General features: G+C 71.4%; 9 protein-coding genes and 1 pseudogene. All 10 read right to left on the bottom strand.

Going from position 1 to position 15,275, the window contains the following annotated elements; translation table 11 throughout:
- Positions 1–3: 3 nt before the first annotated feature.
- Positions 4–633, bottom strand: coding sequence for a hypothetical protein (locus MYSTI_RS34250; protein ID WP_044282165.1), 630 nt, complete (start codon positions 631–633; stop codon positions 4–6).
- An 86-nt stretch (positions 634–719) separates the two neighbouring features.
- On the bottom strand, positions 720–1,904 hold the full coding sequence (locus tag MYSTI_RS41180; protein WP_015352425.1) for a pentapeptide repeat-containing protein: 1,185 nt from the start codon (positions 1,902–1,904) through the stop codon (positions 720–722).
- Positions 1,901–8,710 carry an eCIS core domain-containing protein gene (locus MYSTI_RS34235; RefSeq protein ID WP_233278049.1) on the bottom strand — a complete coding sequence of 2,270 codons (6,810 nt, stop codon included), beginning with the start codon at positions 8,708–8,710 and terminating at the stop codon, positions 1,901–1,903. The genes MYSTI_RS41180 and MYSTI_RS34235 overlap by 4 nt, the downstream gene beginning before the upstream one ends.
- Before the next feature lie 585 nt (positions 8,711–9,295).
- Positions 9,296–9,493: pseudogene (locus MYSTI_RS45810) on the bottom strand (eCIS core domain-containing protein); the annotation flags it as partial.
- 188 nt (positions 9,494–9,681) lie between these two features.
- A complete protein-coding gene (locus MYSTI_RS34220) occupies positions 9,682–9,927 on the bottom strand; it encodes a hypothetical protein (RefSeq protein ID WP_015352423.1) in 246 nt (81 codons plus the stop codon).
- Complete coding sequence (locus tag MYSTI_RS34215; RefSeq protein ID WP_015352422.1) at positions 9,924–11,900, bottom strand: ATP-binding protein; 1,977 nt, start codon at positions 11,898–11,900, stop codon at positions 9,924–9,926. The genes MYSTI_RS34220 and MYSTI_RS34215 overlap by 4 nt, the downstream gene beginning before the upstream one ends.
- Positions 11,897–13,111, bottom strand: a complete 1,215-nt coding sequence (locus MYSTI_RS34210; RefSeq protein ID WP_015352421.1) for a Pvc16 family protein — start codon at positions 13,109–13,111, stop codon at positions 11,897–11,899. Before MYSTI_RS34210 ends, MYSTI_RS34215 begins: the two co-directional genes overlap by 4 nt.
- Positions 13,108–13,932: a hypothetical protein gene (locus MYSTI_RS34205; protein WP_015352420.1), complete on the bottom strand. Its 825-nt coding sequence runs from the start codon at positions 13,930–13,932 to the stop codon at positions 13,108–13,110. Before MYSTI_RS34205 ends, MYSTI_RS34210 begins: the two co-directional genes overlap by 4 nt.
- A gap of 13 nt (positions 13,933–13,945) precedes the next feature.
- The gene (locus MYSTI_RS34200; RefSeq protein ID WP_015352419.1) at positions 13,946–14,728 is read right to left on the bottom strand and encodes a T4 family baseplate hub assembly chaperone; all 783 of its coding nucleotides are present in this window, start codon (positions 14,726–14,728) and stop codon (positions 13,946–13,948) included.
- Complete coding sequence (locus tag MYSTI_RS34195; RefSeq protein WP_015352418.1) at positions 14,725–15,246, bottom strand: phage tail protein; 522 nt, start codon at positions 15,244–15,246, stop codon at positions 14,725–14,727. The genes MYSTI_RS34200 and MYSTI_RS34195 overlap by 4 nt, the downstream gene beginning before the upstream one ends.
- Positions 15,247–15,275: the final 29 nt, after the last annotated feature.

The following is a 15,275-nucleotide window of genomic DNA, read 5'->3' as shown; positions in this document are numbered from 1 at the left end:
ACCTCAGCGGCTCAACGGGATGGGCAAGGTGGAGACCGAGGCGAGCTGCGCCATGACCTCCTTCGCGACCTGGTGCGCGAGGAACAGGTCGTGGCCCCGGTTCAAGGGACCCAGGTCATCGGTGCTCAGCACGCGCAGGCCCAGGGAGACACGCGCGCGGATGGGATTGAGGTTCGGGTCGTGGGCTTCTTCCGTCACCGAGAACTGCTTGATGCTGACGGGCAGGACGCGCTTCACACCCCAGACGAACAGGATGAGCGGCCCCGAGGGCGGGATGACCTCGATGCTGCCGAGCGCGGCGAGCGCGACGTTGGCGATGACTCGCGACGAGGGCGGATAGACCAGGCGCTCCAGCGCGGCGAGCTGCGGATGGATGCCGAGCGCGAGCGCGGTCGGGTCCTGGACCTCGAGCGCATCCGTCGCGTCCAGCTCCACCTCCACGTTGATGGTCTCGACAGGCGCGCCCGTGTAGCTGGTGGCGGCGGGACCTCCGTCCGCGCCACGCGCCTCGAGCTGTCGTGTGAGGGTATGGGGGTTGTATTGGAAGAGGACTGTCGTTGGGGTCGACGCGAGGGGCTCTATCGCGACGAGCGCGCCTTGCTGCGTGCGTGGCGAACGTGGGAACGCGGACACGATGGTGAGCCCCCTGTCCCCAAAATACAGCACGGCGAGTGAAACACGTAAAGACGCAAGGCCCCGAGGCACCCAGGGGAGGGGGATTACTTCCTCACGCCCTCAGTATTGGTCCCCGTCAAGTCCGCGCCGGTGAAATCGGCCTTGCGCAAATCAGAAAAGCGCAGGTCCGCGTGTGAGAGGTCCGCGCCTGTGAAGAGGCAACGGCGCAGGTTGGCGTGGTCCATCTGGGTATTCGCGAGCAGGGCCTTGACGAAATCACAGCCATCCGCTCGGACCCCAGACAGCACGGCGCCTCGCAGGTCCGCGCCTCGCAGGGTGGCGCGTGAGAGGACGGCACCCTGGAGGTTGGCACCCGACAGGTCGCACCCGCTCAAGTCCAACCCGGGCAGCTTCGCGCCGGAGAGGTCCCGCTCCTTCAGCTTCGTCGCGGGACCGATGGCGCCCGTCGCCGAGACCTCGAAGCGGCGGGGCCAGCGGGTTCTCGCGTCATAGCTGGCGCGCTCCAGCAGGGTGTCGGTGAGGTGGGCCGACTGGAGGTCCGCGCCCTGGAGAATCGCGCCGCTCAGGTTCGCGCCTCGCAGGTCCGAGTCCAGGATGTGGGCGCCCCGCAGGTTCGCGCCGGTGAGGTCGGCCTCGCGGAGGTCGCACTGGACCAGGAAGGCCCCCTGTAACCGGATACCCTCCAGCTTCGCGCCGCGCAGGTCGTACTGGATGAGGATGGCGCGCTTGTGCCAGGCCCCGGTCGCGACCGCGCCGGGCCCGAGCGCACCCGAGCGTGTCCCGTCGAAGCCCTCCGGCCACTGCGTGTCCTGGGTGTAGCGGGCCTGTCGCAGGACGCAGTCGGTGAGCTGGGCGCCCCGCAGGTCCGCGCCGTCGAGCAGGCAGCGGCGGAGTTGGGCCCGCTGGAGGTGGGCGTCGCGGAGGTCCGCCTTCGTCATGGGGACCAGGTACCAGTTGCTCTCGACCAGCGAGGCTCCGCGCAGGTTCGTCTCGTCGGCCTTGGCCCGGTTGAAGTCGCCCCCGTCCAGCACCGCCGCGCTCACATCGGCGCCCGAGAGGTCGGCGGCACGGGCTCGGACGCCTCGGAGGTTGGCGCCTGTCAGGACGGCCTTCTGGAGGTTCGCGCCCGTCAGGCGGGCCTCCTGGAGGTTCACCCCTGGAAGCCTCACGCCGTCCAGACGGGTCCCATGCAGGCGCTCGCCCGCGAAGTCGGTCTTGCCCGACTCGAACTCCTCCTGGATGCGCTCGCGGCGGGATGGCTTGCTCATGTCTTCGGGAAGAAGGTGTTCATGCCCCAGCCGCCATCAATGGCCGCGCTGGTGAGGAGGCGGACGTACACGTGGCCCAGGGCATGGGTCGACGGGAAGGTCAGCGGTGGCAACGTGGACTTGTAGGCGGCCGGCGCCGTCCGCCACTCCGCTGACGTGAGGTCGCTGTCGGAGGCAACCAACCGCCTGTTCCCCATGGCGCCGGGGACCCTGAAGCGGCTCGCGATCCACACCCGGAGGTAATAGGGGAGGTCGGGCGCGGCGAAGGCGGCGGGGCCGTTGCTGCTCGTGTAGGCGACGAGTCCGGTCCTGCTGGTGAGCGGGTGGTTCTCCTCGATGCGTCCCGAGCGGATGAGCTGCCGGCGCGTCTGGGGCCAGGCCGCGGCGGAGAAGTAGCGGCCGAGCTGGGCCTGGGCCTCCGCGTCGGCCGCGCGGAGGGTTCGCCATGCACTCGCCTGACCCGAGGGCCCTGGCGACGACGTCCTCCCCCCCGGCAGCCGATGGGCGGCGGCCCGCATCGCGAGGTCGCGCGTCGTCTCGATGCCCGAGCTCACCAGGACGTGCCGCAGCAGCGCGTGCGGGTGGATGACGGCGTGCCGCTGCTCGTCGCGGAGCGAGCGGAAGGGACGGGGATGGTCTCCGCCCCGGTGGGCCATGATGGCGGCGAGGACGCGGCCCTTCGCGGCGGACCCTTGCGTGAAGAACCTGCGGGCGTGGCGGATGCGCTCCTGCTTCATCGTGGCGAGCAGGCCCGTGGGCACGAAGCCGTACTGCCCCGACCTGCGCGTGGACCAGCGCCGGCGCTCGGGGAGGTAGTCGTTCTGGGTCTTCGAGAAGTCCCACCACATCGCATCGGTGATGACCGCCTCGGTGTTGGGCCGCAGGATGAATCTCCGGGTGGGCGGGTGCAGCCGATACGGCGTCGGGGAGAGGTCCGCGATGCCCGCGCGCCGCAAGTAGGGATGGAGCCTGGGCGGGTTCGTCCCCGGGACGTACCGGAGCGTCGGTGCGTTCTCCGGGCCCGTCAGGGCGGGGATGGGCACTCGGAACCACCGCGCGGCGGCGTTCGGTGAGAGGGTCCAGCGGTACAGCAAGTCCGTGTCTCCCGAGGGTCGGTCCTCGTCGTGGTACTCGTTCTCCCGCACGTCCAGGGTGACGCCCTGGAGCAGGGCGGGAGACGGCGTGTGCTCGTCGCGCGAGATGACAGGCGCGAGCCGTCGGTGGATGACCCGGACCTCATCCGTTTCGTCGCGCAGCGCACGCGCCCTCCGCGCGATGTGCCGCTCCATGTTGCTCACCGCCCTCCGGTGGCGCACCGTCTGGTCGGGCGCCGCCGAGTACCAAGGCTGCCTGCGCTCGTTGCGTCCGAACCACGCGCGTCCCCGCGTGACGGAGGCCCGCCGGTTGCGCCTCCGGCCCGTCATCCGCAGCGTCCACATGTGCGTGCCGAGGTGGCGGGACGCGACGCGGATGGAGATGCCGGGCGCGGCGGATCGGGCCGCGTTTCGAGCGACGCGGAGGACCTGCATGCGAGGCACGACACGCATGCGCGCGAGCGCCTGCACCGCGCGCCATCCCGCGGTCGCCGCAAGGCGCACGCGTGCCGCGATGCCGCCGCGCTGACGGTCTCTTCCTCGGCGCCTGTCTCGGCCCCGTCCGCGTCCTCGGCCTCTTCCGCGTCCTCGGCCTCTTCCCCTGCCGCGTCCCCGCGCGGGTCTGCGGGGTGTGCTCGGGCGTCGTCGGGGACCGGGGCGGCGTCCGCGCGCGGGTCTGGCGGGGCGGCGAGGTCTACCGGGGCGCGCGGGTCTGGCGGGCCGGGCGGGGCGGCGCGGTCCCGTGGGGCGCGCGGGTCTGGGCGCATGCGGGCGTGGCGCATGTGGGCGCGGCGCGTGCGGCCGAACGGGAGGCGTGTGTCCACCGCGCCCGAGGACGCGGCGCAGCGTGCGCTGCATCCACTGCACCACGTTGTCGAGCCAGCCCATCACGCGCGAGAGCAGGCCCTGTCCCGCGCGGCGGATGCGGCCAATCATCTCGATGAGCGGCTGCACCGCGCGCCGCAGGCGTGACACGACCGAGGCCAGTCGCGCCACACCCCGGCTGCCTTGGAGGACGGCCTTGGCCGCGGTCACGGCGGCGCTGCCTCCTCCCGTGAAGATGGCGAGCACGACCTCCACGACGACCATGCCGGCGATGGTGCCCATGGCCTCGCCAATCTGGAACGCGGCGCCTCGGGCGTTGAGGGCCTGCATGAGCGACTGGGCGGCGCTCCTCGCGAGCGAGCGCACGAGACCGCGCGAGGCGGCGCGGATGCTGTCGAGCAAGCCCCGGACGTCATCGCGCGTGAAGCCCTCCGTCGCGAGCTGACGGAAGAAGTCCGCGACCGAGGGGAGGTCCGGTGCCGCGGGCGCCTCCTCGCCGCGTGCCTCCGCTCCGTCCTCGGACTCGGTGCTGGCTTCCTCGGTTCCCGTCGCGGGCTCGGCCGTGGCCTCCTCGGGCGGTGCGGTGACGGAGGGCTGGGGGACGGAGGTGCGCACGGAGGCGGGTGGTGTCGGACGCGCGCCGGTCGACCTCGACGCGTCGAGCACCGGGGGCGTGGTGGCAGACGGCGGGGCGCGAGGCGTGGGAACCCGAATCTCGGGACGCGGCTCCGCGGCGGGGGCCTCCTCGGGCTCGTCGCTGCCCACTTCGCCTTCCTCCTCCTCGCCTGCCTCGGTCTCGTCGACGTCCTCCTCCTCTTCTTCGCCGCTGTCCTGCTCGGCTTCGTCCTCCTCCTGCGTGCTGGGGCCCACCGCGCCTTGGTCTTCCTCGGCGCGCTCCTCCGGGCGCTCGGGCTCCGCGCGTGCGCGTGCCGCATCCTCGCCCGTCGCCGAGGGGCCCGCCTGCTGCGGCACGGGCCCCGTGGGGCGCTCCGGGTCTGTTCCCGTCGTGCGCGAGGCCTCCGCGCGAGCGCTCTCCACGGGCAGCGTGTCGGCTTGTCGGGGGGACTCACCCTCGGGCCTCGACTCACTCGCGCGCTGACCGGGCGGGTCTCTCGCGTGGCGCAGCGCGACGCCACTGTCGTCCGGCGTCTCCTCCGGGCTCTGCGTGGCGCCTTCCGAGGACGTCTCCGCACGGGCTGCTCCGCCGGGCGTCACCCCCTCTTCCTCGGTGGTGCCATTGGCGAGTCCCGCGGCCCACTGCACCAGCCGGACGGGCAGCATGATGAGCCAGCCGACGGCCTGGAGCAGGAAGATGATGGTCCCGCCGGTGCTCTCCCAGACGCCCTTGAGCAAGCCCACCGCGAAGCCCGCGGCCAGCTCCACGTTGCCCGCGAAGATGCTGGCGAACAGGTCGATGGCCTTCACCTTCTGCTCATCGGGCGAGGCGCGGATGGTCTCCAGGAAGCTGAGTGCGCCGTTGTAGACGGCGGCGAGCAGGAAGTCGGCGGGCTCCGGGAGGAAGCGCAGCAGGCGGATGCAGATATCGAGGAAGAAGTTGAGGATGGGCGCCTTGAAGCACTGCGGAATGATGTAGAGCCACACCGCGCCCGCGAAGAAGGTGACCAGCGAGAGCGGTGGGGCCATCAGCGCGGTGACGATGCCCACCGCGATGTCCGCGAGGGTGCGCAGCCAGCTCAGCAGGTCGCCGATGCCACGGGCGATGGTGCGCCAGAAGAAGATGGCGCAGTCGGCGAGCAGGCGCAGTCCGGCCACGATGGGCGCGAGCACCGCCTGCACGACGCCCACGAGCGCATCGAGCAGGGCGATGCCCGACTCCCACGACAACAAGCCCTCCAATGCCCCGAGGACGCCCTGGGCGAAGGCGTCGGCCACGCTGACGACCCGGAGCAAGACGCCGCTGACCCCCTGCAGGACTCGCTCGAGCCCGGCAATCACGGTGCCCCGGAAGAAGTCCGCGGCGGCCGTGAGTGCCTCCGCGATGCCATCGCCGATGCGGCTGGCGAAGTCGGTGAGCGAGCGCCAGGCCTCCGGAATCCGGCCGAAGAAGTCGATGATGGCCCCGATGGGGCTGTTGTCTCGCAGCCAGCGCCACGCGCCGCGGATGCCGTCGATGAGGGGCTGGACGGCCTCGACCACGGTGTCCCACAGACTCTGGATGCCGTTGCGAATCGCGGTGAGCGGGTCGATGTTGGGGTCGATGCCGAGGAACTCCGCCACGTGCCGCCACACCGTGCGGCCCACGTCGCCGAGCACCTCCATGATGCTGCTGGCCGCGCTCTCGATGGCCTGCCACACGCGGTAGATGGGCTGGGCGAAGCGCTGGAGGAAGCCGAAGAAGCTCTCGACGGAGCTGACCTGCTCCTCGGCAGCCGCGTCGCGGTTGGCCTGGAGCCGGTCCTGGATGGAGCGGGCCGCGGGGCTGGCGAGCAGTCCGTCGAACCAGCCGAGGGCATGTTGGAGCAGGGACTCGAACGCGGCGCAGGTGCGCTCCTCGGCGGCCTCGGCGCCCTCCTCGCTGCACACGTTCTGCGTGTGCATGTCCTCGAGCCACTGGGTGAGCCGGCCCAGGCCCGTGCTCTCCATGGCGGACTCGAGCCACGAGTTCACCTGGTCCGCGGCGCGCTGCGCGAGCCCGTCGAGCCCCTCGTCCACGAGGTCCGCGAGGCTTGGGAACACGCGCCGGAGGATGGCCATGAGCGGGTTGCTCTGGAGGCAGTCGTCGAGGAAGTCGACGGCGCCGAGCAGGCCCTCCTCCATCGCGTCCAGCGTCCGGTCGACTCGCTCCTTCAGTCCGTCGATGTGCGTGTCGATGGAGCGGTGCAGGTCCGCGGCGGTCTCGTCGACCTGGGCTTGGACTTCGTCGAGGTAGCGGTGGGCGTCGTCTCGCCAGTCGCGGGCAATCTCGCCCAGCTCGCCGGGCAGGTTGTCGGCGATGACGTCGAGGGCCCGCTTCGTGCCTTGGATGGTGGCGGTGATGGCGCGGTGGCCGGCCTCGACGAGTGCGTGGGCCGCCGCGCGTGCGGCCTCGAGGAAGGCGTGGATGGCTCGGCGGCAGGCGTCGATGAAGTCGCGAATCCACTTCCGGAGCTTGTTGAGCTGGCTTCGGAACCAGTCGATGCCGCGCTGCCACCAGCTGCGCTTGTGGCCCTCACGGGTCTTGTTGCTCGCGCGGCCACGGGCCTCGGTGAAGCGGCGGTTGGCTTCGGTGCGTGCGCCACGCATGCGTCGGCCGGCGCGGTCATCGGTGTCCCGGCGCACGCGCTGGATGTGTTCCCCGCGGGTGCGCACCAGGGTCTGTCCCTCCGTGTGGCGGCGTTGGACGTGCCGGTCCGTCTCCGCGCGCCAGCGGGTGCGGCGACTCGCGACGCCCGAGGTGGCATCCGCGTCCTGTCGGTCTCGCTGTGAGCAGGCTCGCGCGCACAGGCGGTCCACCGCGCCTTCGCTCTCGCTGACTTCGCGGTCCACCTCCTGGCGGGTGGTGGATTGCAGCTCGGTGGTGGCCTGGAACTGCTGCATGTCCTCGTCGCGAGCGACCAGGACCTGGTCGAGGGGCCGCTGGCCCGCGTTCGCATCGGTGGCGACGGCGTCCAGGCGCTCGCGGGGGATGGCCTCCTCGAGGTTCACCTCGGGGATGCGGAGTTGGTCCAGCTGGCTGTCGTGCCCCAGCGTCGGGTCCTGCTCGGGTGCGAGCCGTCCTTCTCCGAAGTCCTCTTCGGATTGGGTGTGGGCGGCCTGTTCGCTCGCGCGGACTTCGCCGTCGAGCTCGCGCTGCCTGTCCGCGAGCTGACCTGGGTTCGCATCGCCCGTGAGCTCGACTTGAGGTGTCGGGGGCGGAGTGGGAGCGGCTTCGTCTTCGAGGCTGCGCTCCAGTTCGCGCACTTCGGCGGCCTGTTCGGCTTCGGTGGAGCGGGAGCTGGAGGCTTCGGACGGGCCGCGTGCGACCTGGGAGGACAGGGCGCGGTCCGCGTCACTGATGTAGGAGGCTTCGTCGACCCGGTCGGGCTCCGTGGCGGCGGCGGGCGCTTCGGTGGTGACGGCGGGGACTTCGAGGGGCGGGCCGGGGGTGAAGGGCTCCTGACCGGGGCGGACGCCGCTGCGGGGGCACACGGAGACTTCGTGCTCGTCCGCGGTGCCGCTCGCGGCGTCCCAGGACTCCTGGCCCTGTTGGAGGGTCTCGCGAATCTCGGCCTGTCGGTCCGGGCCCGGCTCGAGTGTGGCCTCGCGCTGTGCCTCGGGGGCCTCGGGACCTCCTGGCTCCTGGGCGGGAGTGGGGGCTGCGTCAGGTGCGGTCTGCTGGGCCTCGGGGGCTTCCTGGCGAGTGCGTGTGCGCCGCTGGGCCGTGCCTCCTCCTCCACCACCGCCGCGAGTGGCGGAGTCCTGTCCGGGTGGGGTCCGGGTGCGTGGGGTTTCTTCGGCGACGGGTGGGTCGTCGACGTCGAGGTCTTCGGCCTCTTCAGCGCCTTCCGCGACGGACTCAGGGGAAGGTGGTGCGCGTGCGGCGCGGCGCAAGGCGATGAAGCCGTGCCGCATCGAGGAGGCGGAGAGCAGGTTCGACGGAACAGGGGCGCCGCGAGTCACGAGGGCAGCGGCTGCATCCGCGCGGGCTTCGGCCTCGTCGCTGATGCCGAGGACACCGGGCCACTCCTGACGGGTGGCGGCTCCTGCTTGAAGCGCGTGAGCGACTTCATGGGCGACGGTTTCGAGAGAGGCGTCGGGACCGGCGAGGAGAATCTGCCCGCCGCGCGTCGCCGCTTCCGCACCGAGTGAGTCGAGGAGCGCCTTGGACTCGGGGCCGCCGAAGACCTGGAGATGGTCGAGTGGTCGGCCGAAGCGTGTCGCCAGCTCCGCGCGATAAGGCAGCTCCATCCGAGCTGTGGCCGTGACCTGGGACCAGCGCTCGGCAAGAGGGTTCCTTAGAGCAGGAGGCCCTTGTGCGAATGGCAGGTGCCCCGGCCCATGGTGCGCAGGTGTACCTGTCCGAGGCTGATGCTCGGCAATGCGCTGCTGTAGGGCCGGTGGCCCTTGTGCGAATGGGAGAGCCCCTCGCGGATGTCCGCGCATGAGGCCACGTTCCGCACCGATGCGAATGCGGTGAGGTGACGAAGATGCCTCGCTGTCTTTGTCGTCCGCGAGGCCAGGCAGGGCATCGTGTTCGACCTGTTCATCTGGTGGCCCGGTCTCATCGACCGTGGACGTCGCTGGAGGCTTCTCGAAGTGAGTATCGGCCTCGGCCCGTGAGGACGCTTCGGTCCTCCTGCCTGTGCGTGTGCTTCGGGTCCGATGGCGCAGCAGGGCCACGTTCCCGTTCCGCATGGCCGGTGAGTCGAGCCGACCCGACTCGACCTCTCCACCCGTGAGCACCGCTTCGACCGCCGCATCGGCGCTCGTTTCCGCCTCGTGGTTCTCGGCGAGCACCCCGGGCAACGCGGCTCCCACCTCACCGCCACTCTGAAGCGCGTGCGCGACCTCATGCGCCACGGTCTCGAGCGAAGCCTCCGGCCCCGAGAGCAGCACCTCGCCACCGCGCGTGGCCGCCTCCGCTCCCAGGACATCCAACAGGCTGCTCACCTGGGGCCCCGCGAAAGCCTGGATGAAGCCCAGGTCCTCTCCGAAGCGCGCCTCGAGCTCCGCCCGGTGGGGCAGCGCCATCGTGGCCTCATGCGAGGTCGCCTCCGCCCAGGACTCCTCCAGCGTCGCCTCCGGCCCCGCATCCAGATGGTCGAGCAGGCTGTCATGCGAGCTGAGCGCCCGCTCCGGGCCTCGCTGGGCCTGCCGCCGCGCCGCGCGCCGCTCCACCGGCTTCGAGGTGCGCGCCTGCGCCCTGGAGGCCCGCGCCTTCATCTCCACCCCTCATAGAGCGCCCGAGCCACCGCACGACCCAGGTCCGCCGGAGCCGCCGCAGCAGGTGGCGCCACCTCCAACGGCGCGAGCGCCCCTCGCCCCGCGAGGAGCCCCGAGGGAACCCCCCCATCCAACACCAACCGCGCCAGCTCACTCTCCATGCCTCGCGCGAACTCGAAGCGCCCAGCGGGCTCGAGACCCTCGAGCTCGAGCGCTTCGATGTCGAGCCGCAGCAAGGTCATGGCAGCCAGCCTCTTATCTCCGTGGGAGTCAGCGGCTGTCCAAGCTTGGCATACTCGAGTCGAGCGGCGTCAAGCAGGTGCTGCATGCCCACCGGCCGCGCCTCCGCGGCTGCGAGATATGCGGCATTCCGAGCGATGTTCTTGATGTTGCCACCCGAAACCGCCAGCCGCGCGAGACGTGCGGGGTCCACCCCCTCCAGCGGTGTCCGCTCCGGAAAGGCCGCCCGCCAGATGCGCTCGCGCAAGTCCGCGTCAGGGAAGGGGAAGTCCACGACGAACTGGATGCGCCGCATGAACGCGAGGTCGATGTTCTTGCGCAGGTTCGTCGTGAGCAGCGCGAGCCCCTGGTAGCTCTCCATCCGCTGCAGCAGGTAGCTCACCTCCACGTTGGAGTGCCGGTCGTGGCTGTCCTTGACCTCGGTCCGCTTGCCGAACAGCGCGTCGGCCTCGTCGAACAGGAGGATGGCCCCGCCTTCCTCCGCCGCATCGAACACGCGGCGCAGGTTCTTCTCCGTCTCGCCGATGTACTTGCTCACCACCGCGGACAGGTCGATGCGGTAGAGGTCGAGCTCCAACGCCCCCGCGAGCACCTCGGCCGCCATCGTCTTCCCGGTGCCGCTGGGCCCCGCGAAGATGGCCGCCGTGCCGGTGCCGCGCTCACCCTGCGCGGAGAACCCCCACTCATGGAACACGAGCGCCCGGTGGCGCACCTGCGCCTCGATGGCGCGCAGCGTGCGCAGCTCCCCCTCGGGAACAATCAGCCGCTCCCAGTTGGCCTCGGGCTCGATGCGCTGGGCCAGGTCATCCAACCGGACGCGTGAGCGCAGCCGGCACGCACGCCAGAGTGTCTGTTGCGCGGGCTCGCTGGGGCCTGCATGGACCAGGCTCTGCGCCGCCGAAGCGATGCCGTCCGGGCTGAGCTGGAAGCGAGCGGCGAGCGAACCCAGGTCGACCTCCGCGCCGGGGAGCGCGGTGCTGGAGAGGGCCTCCCTCCACAGGGACTTCGCCTCCTCGTGGAGCAGGCGCGGAATCGCCAGGCTGACGACCGTGCGGCCCACGGGGCGGACGACCTCGGGGCCACACAGCAACAGCGGGTCGGGTGTCCGCGAGACGAGCTCGGCCACCTGCCGGACGCGTGTCGCGTCGCCCACGCTCGACACGTCGAAGAACAGCAGCGCGCCACACAGACGCGCATCGCGCACACACGTCCAGAGCAGCTCGTCTCGCTCATCCGGAGACTCCGGGAGCGCCCACGCGGAGAACTCCCACAGCTCCCGTCCCAGCGACGTCGCCACCGCCGCGAGCAGGGGCCGCACCTCCTCGGCGCTCGAGGCCACGAGCTGGAAGTGCGGCGCGGAGGCGGAGCGCAGCGCATCGGAGACGAGCCCCACGAGCGCCACACGCGAAGGAGGAAGCACCGCGCCGGACTGCACCACGCGCACGCGCGGCTCGATGCGCGCGTCCCGGCACGGCGTCCCGAGCAGGAAGTGGAGCACGCTCTCGGAGAGCGTCACGGACCGTCCCGTCAGGACGTCGCCTTCGCCCAGGTGCACCAGCCGGAAGCGGCGCAGCGCCCCCTGGGGTGAGAATGCCTCGAAGCTCGCGCCGGGCATGCGCGCCACGCACATCGCCACGCTGGGCAGCAGCGCCGTCGGGTCGCCCATGGCCTTGCCGCAGCTGCGCCCAAAGCCTGGGAGCAGCTCGACGGCCGCCGCGCACGCGAGGATGGACAGCTCGAAGTCGGACAGCCCGAAGCGCTCCTTCAGCAGGGCGAGCGGCGAGTCGGGGGCCGGCTCGGGGAGCGCGACGGAGGGCCCGCCCGCCGTGTCGCGCTCGACATTGGCGCGCACCGCGGCGAGCACGGGAGAGAGCGCGCTCGCGGCCAGGCTGCGAGGGGGACGGGGGCTGGCTTCGGGATTCGCGACCCGAGAGCCCCCGCGGAGCTTGAGGGTGCCATCGCCGCGCGACTTCATGGCACCGTCACCGTCGGACCGGTGTACTCGCCCCCGGTCATGGTCAGTGCACTGGTCGCTCCGTCCACCGAGACCCGCACCAGATACGTGCCCGTGGCGAGGCCCGGCACGTCGAACAGCACCTGTCCACCCTGGAGGGTGAACGTCCTGCTCGTGTGGCGCGCGTTGGTGGTGGTCGACTCGAGCGACAGCTGGACGGACTGGTCCACCTTCGGAAGGGGCGTCATCGGGATGCGGACCTTACGAGAAGGCAGGGTGCCTTCGCTGCTGAGCGCGCCGAGCGTCGGCCGCAGCATCACCGCGAGCGCGTTGGAGAGCGCGGCGGGGCGCATGCCGTCTCCCGCCGCCCCTGGCACGGCCACGCGATGCTCCACCACGACGGGGAGGACGCCCGGAACGAGCCCGGTGACAGACGACAGGTCGATCTCGAGCGCGCGGCCCTTCACGTGCGAGGGCGTCAGGGTGACGCTGCCGCCGCCGATGAACAGCCGTGAGTGCTGCCCGAGCAGCTGCTCCCCCTCGACGACGAGCGTGTCCGAGTCCGCCACCACCGCCTGGCGGCTGGAGCGCTCATACAAGCGCGAGAGCCGAGGCGCCGTGGCCTGCACGACGGCGAGGCCCGTGCTGGCGACCGGCAAGGACTCCGTCGGCTCCACGGTGCCATCGAGCAGCACGACGGTGGCCTCCCACGCCATGGACAGCGCGAAGAAGCTCTGGTTCGCCATGCCCCACACGCGAGAGAGCTCCTCCGCGTCGGCGTTGATGGGCGAGAGCTTGATGGGCTCGGACTGGCGCGCGAGGTCGGACTGGCGCAGGTAGTGCGACGGGTCGAGGGAGCCGAGGTACGTCGAGATTTCGTCCGAGCCCAGCAGCGGGCGCGCGTGCAGGTCGGCGAGCACGAGCCCCGCGAGTCGCTCTGCCTCGAACTTCTCCGGGTCTCCGATGAACGACAGGAGGTAGCGGAGGTTGAGCGCGAGCACGGGCCGCCGAGCGGTCTCTCCGCTGGAGCGCCGGGTGGGGAGGTCGGCGTTGCGCAGCGCCGCGTTGGGGGAGAGGTGGTAGAGCGTCACGTAGACGCCGGAGTCGTTGTTGGTGGCCGTCGGGTGCCCGGCGCGGATGCCCATCTCCGTGAGGTTGGCGCCGTTGAGCAGCCCCTTGATGCGGGTGATGAGCGTGCCCGTCACCGTGGCGATGGCCAGTGAGTTGCTCATGTCGAACCTCCGCGGCGGCGCGCGGCTGTGTAGGCCTCGAGTGACAGGCCCGGTGTGGCCGGGCGCACGGGCTCACTGGAAGCAGCGCGCGGCGGCGTCTGGACGCGAACGATGAGCTTCCCGATGGAGACCTGCACCTGCGGCTGCGGCGCGGGCGGCAGAGGGGCGCCAGGAGCCACGGGGGCCGTCTGCTCCGGACGCTCCGGCTGGGCGGCGCGGCGGGCGGGCTCGAAGGGCACGGGAGGCGCGGGCCTGGGCGGTGCCGCGACCCGGGCGGGAGTCGCGACGGAGCGAGCCTCGGGCAGGGCCGTGTCCGCCTCGCGCAGCCGTTCGATGATGCGCTCGAGCGTGTGATGTCGCTCGATGCGCTCGTGGACGGAGGGCGCCTCGGGCGCGTCACCCGTCATGACGGCGGGAGGCCTGGGCATGACCGGCGCCGAACGCTCATGGACCTCGACGGAGGGCGAGGAGACCCGTCGCTCCACCACGCGCTCGAGAGGGTGGGGCGGAGGTCGAGGACCTGGCTCGGCGCGCGGAGCCTCGTTCACCGGGCGCGGTGACTCCACCGTCTGCACGGATGGAGACACGTGCGGCGCGGGCGGAGCAGGAGGCGCGATGGGCGGAGGGCGCACCGGCACGACGTCGCGCGCGGCCCTCCGCGCTTCAGCCCGAGATGGTGGTGCGGACGCGGGCATGGAGGCGTCGGGCTCGGGCGCGAGCAGTGGGCCATCGGGAAAGCTGCTCACGAAGGGCACACGCGGCGGTTCCGCGACGGGCAGCGAGGAGAGCGAGCGCGCGGCGAGGGTGAACAGGAAGTTCATGGCGCACCTCCCTTCATGCCATGCCCGTCAGACGCAGGTAAGCACGCCGCCGTGTGGGCGTGAGTGCCAGGATGTCGTGCTCCGACCACCCATAACTCCGTGCGAGCAGGTCCACCTCCAACAGCAGCCGCTGTGCCGCGGTCTCCACTTCCTGCCAGAGGTAGGCGACCACATCGAACACGGTGGAAAAGTCTATGGAGCACGCCGCGCACGACAGCTCGAGCCGGAGCTCCGCCTGGGGGTCCAGCCGCGCCATCTCCGCCGCCACGGCCTCGGCCGCGTGCGCCGGAACGAGGGCCCCCGGCTCCGCGCCCTCCGTCACCCGGGCACAGCGCGCCAGCAGCGCCGCCGCCAGTGCCGTCGCGTCGCCCGCCCGGCGCACCTCGAGGAGGTCCTGGCTCGTCGGGGCTCGCACGCCCAGGCCCAACCCCTCGAAGCGGATGACCGACTCGGTCTCGACGGGCGGCGGCAGCGAGAAGTCGGCGAGCGACAGCTCGAGCTCGAGCGTCTCGTCACACCGGGGGCACCCCACCACGCAAGGCGCGGTCGGCCCGAACATCCCCATGCGCAGCGCGAGCAGCAACCCATCACGTTCGCCGATGGTCAGCGCGGCCAGCACCTCGCGAGGTGTCTCCGGCAGCGCCTGACCGAGCAGCGTGAGCGCGCGTTCGACCGGACCCTCGCGCTGGCCTTGCTCCCAAGCGACGAGCAGCGTGGCGGCGTGCAGCGGCCGGACCGGTCCCACCAGGCGGCGTGCGCCCGGCGGTGAGGGTCCGTCGTTGCGCGCGGGACTCATGCGTCGGAGTTGGAGGGCTCGGTCGGCTCGACGACGGACACATCGCGCTCCCAGCCCTCGTGCTCCAGCTTGAGCGACTGGATGGCGACGCCGTTGGCGCTGGCGTCGAGCTCGGACAACTCCTGCAGCTCGGACACCCAGCAGCGGTAGATTTTGTACGCGAGCACGTTCTGCCCGGCCTCGTTGTAGACCTCCAGGATGATGTCCTTGCGGAAGTCGGCGAGGGAGACCTCCGCGCCCAGTCCCGCGCCCAGTCGCCAGACCTTGTTGGCCCAGCGCTCGAACTCGACGTCGTGCGTGACGCCGCGCTCGAGCGTGATGGCCTCCCACTTCGTCTGGCCCGGGGACTTGCGCGCGCTGGACGGGTCTCCGCCGTTGCGGTGCTCGACGACTTCCGTGGTGCGCTTGAGGGCGCTCACCTTGCTGACCCCCGCGACGTAGCGGCCGTCCCACTTCACGCGGAACTTGAAGTTCTTGTAGGGGTCGAAGCGCTGGGTATTGACCGAGAAGGCGGGCATGGAGACCTCTAGGAGTCAATGAAGAGAGT

It is taken from the genome of Myxococcus stipitatus DSM 14675, from assembly GCF_000331735.1.
Lineage (GTDB): Bacteria > Myxococcota > Myxococcia > Myxococcales > Myxococcaceae > Myxococcus > Myxococcus stipitatus.
This window is presented reverse-complemented; position numbering and strand designations above follow the sequence as displayed.

Bases quoted from the DNA above. Each gene is read 5' to 3' on its own strand.
- MYSTI_RS34200 (WP_015352419.1), bottom strand. From the start codon at position 14,728: ATGAGTCCCGCGCGCAACGACGGACCCTCACCGCCGGGCGCACGCCGC.
- MYSTI_RS34205 (WP_015352420.1), bottom strand. From the start codon at position 13,932: ATGAACTTCCTGTTCACCCTCGCCGCGCGCTCGCTCTCCTCGCTGCCC.
- MYSTI_RS34210 (WP_015352421.1), bottom strand. From the start codon at position 13,111: ATGAGCAACTCACTGGCCATCGCCACGGTGACGGGCACGCTCATCACC.
- MYSTI_RS34215 (WP_015352422.1), bottom strand. From the start codon at position 11,900: ATGAAGTCGCGCGGCGATGGCACCCTCAAGCTCCGCGGGGGCTCTCGG.
- MYSTI_RS41180 (WP_015352425.1), bottom strand. From the start codon at position 1,904: ATGAGCAAGCCATCCCGCCGCGAGCGCATCCAGGAGGAGTTCGAGTCG.
- MYSTI_RS34220 (WP_015352423.1), bottom strand. From the start codon at position 9,927: ATGACCTTGCTGCGGCTCGACATCGAAGCGCTCGAGCTCGAGGGTCTC.
- MYSTI_RS34195 (WP_015352418.1), bottom strand. From the start codon at position 15,246: ATGCCCGCCTTCTCGGTCAATACCCAGCGCTTCGACCCCTACAAGAAC.
- MYSTI_RS34235 (WP_233278049.1), bottom strand. From the start codon at position 8,710: ATGGAGCTGCCTTATCGCGCGGAGCTGGCGACACGCTTCGGCCGACCA.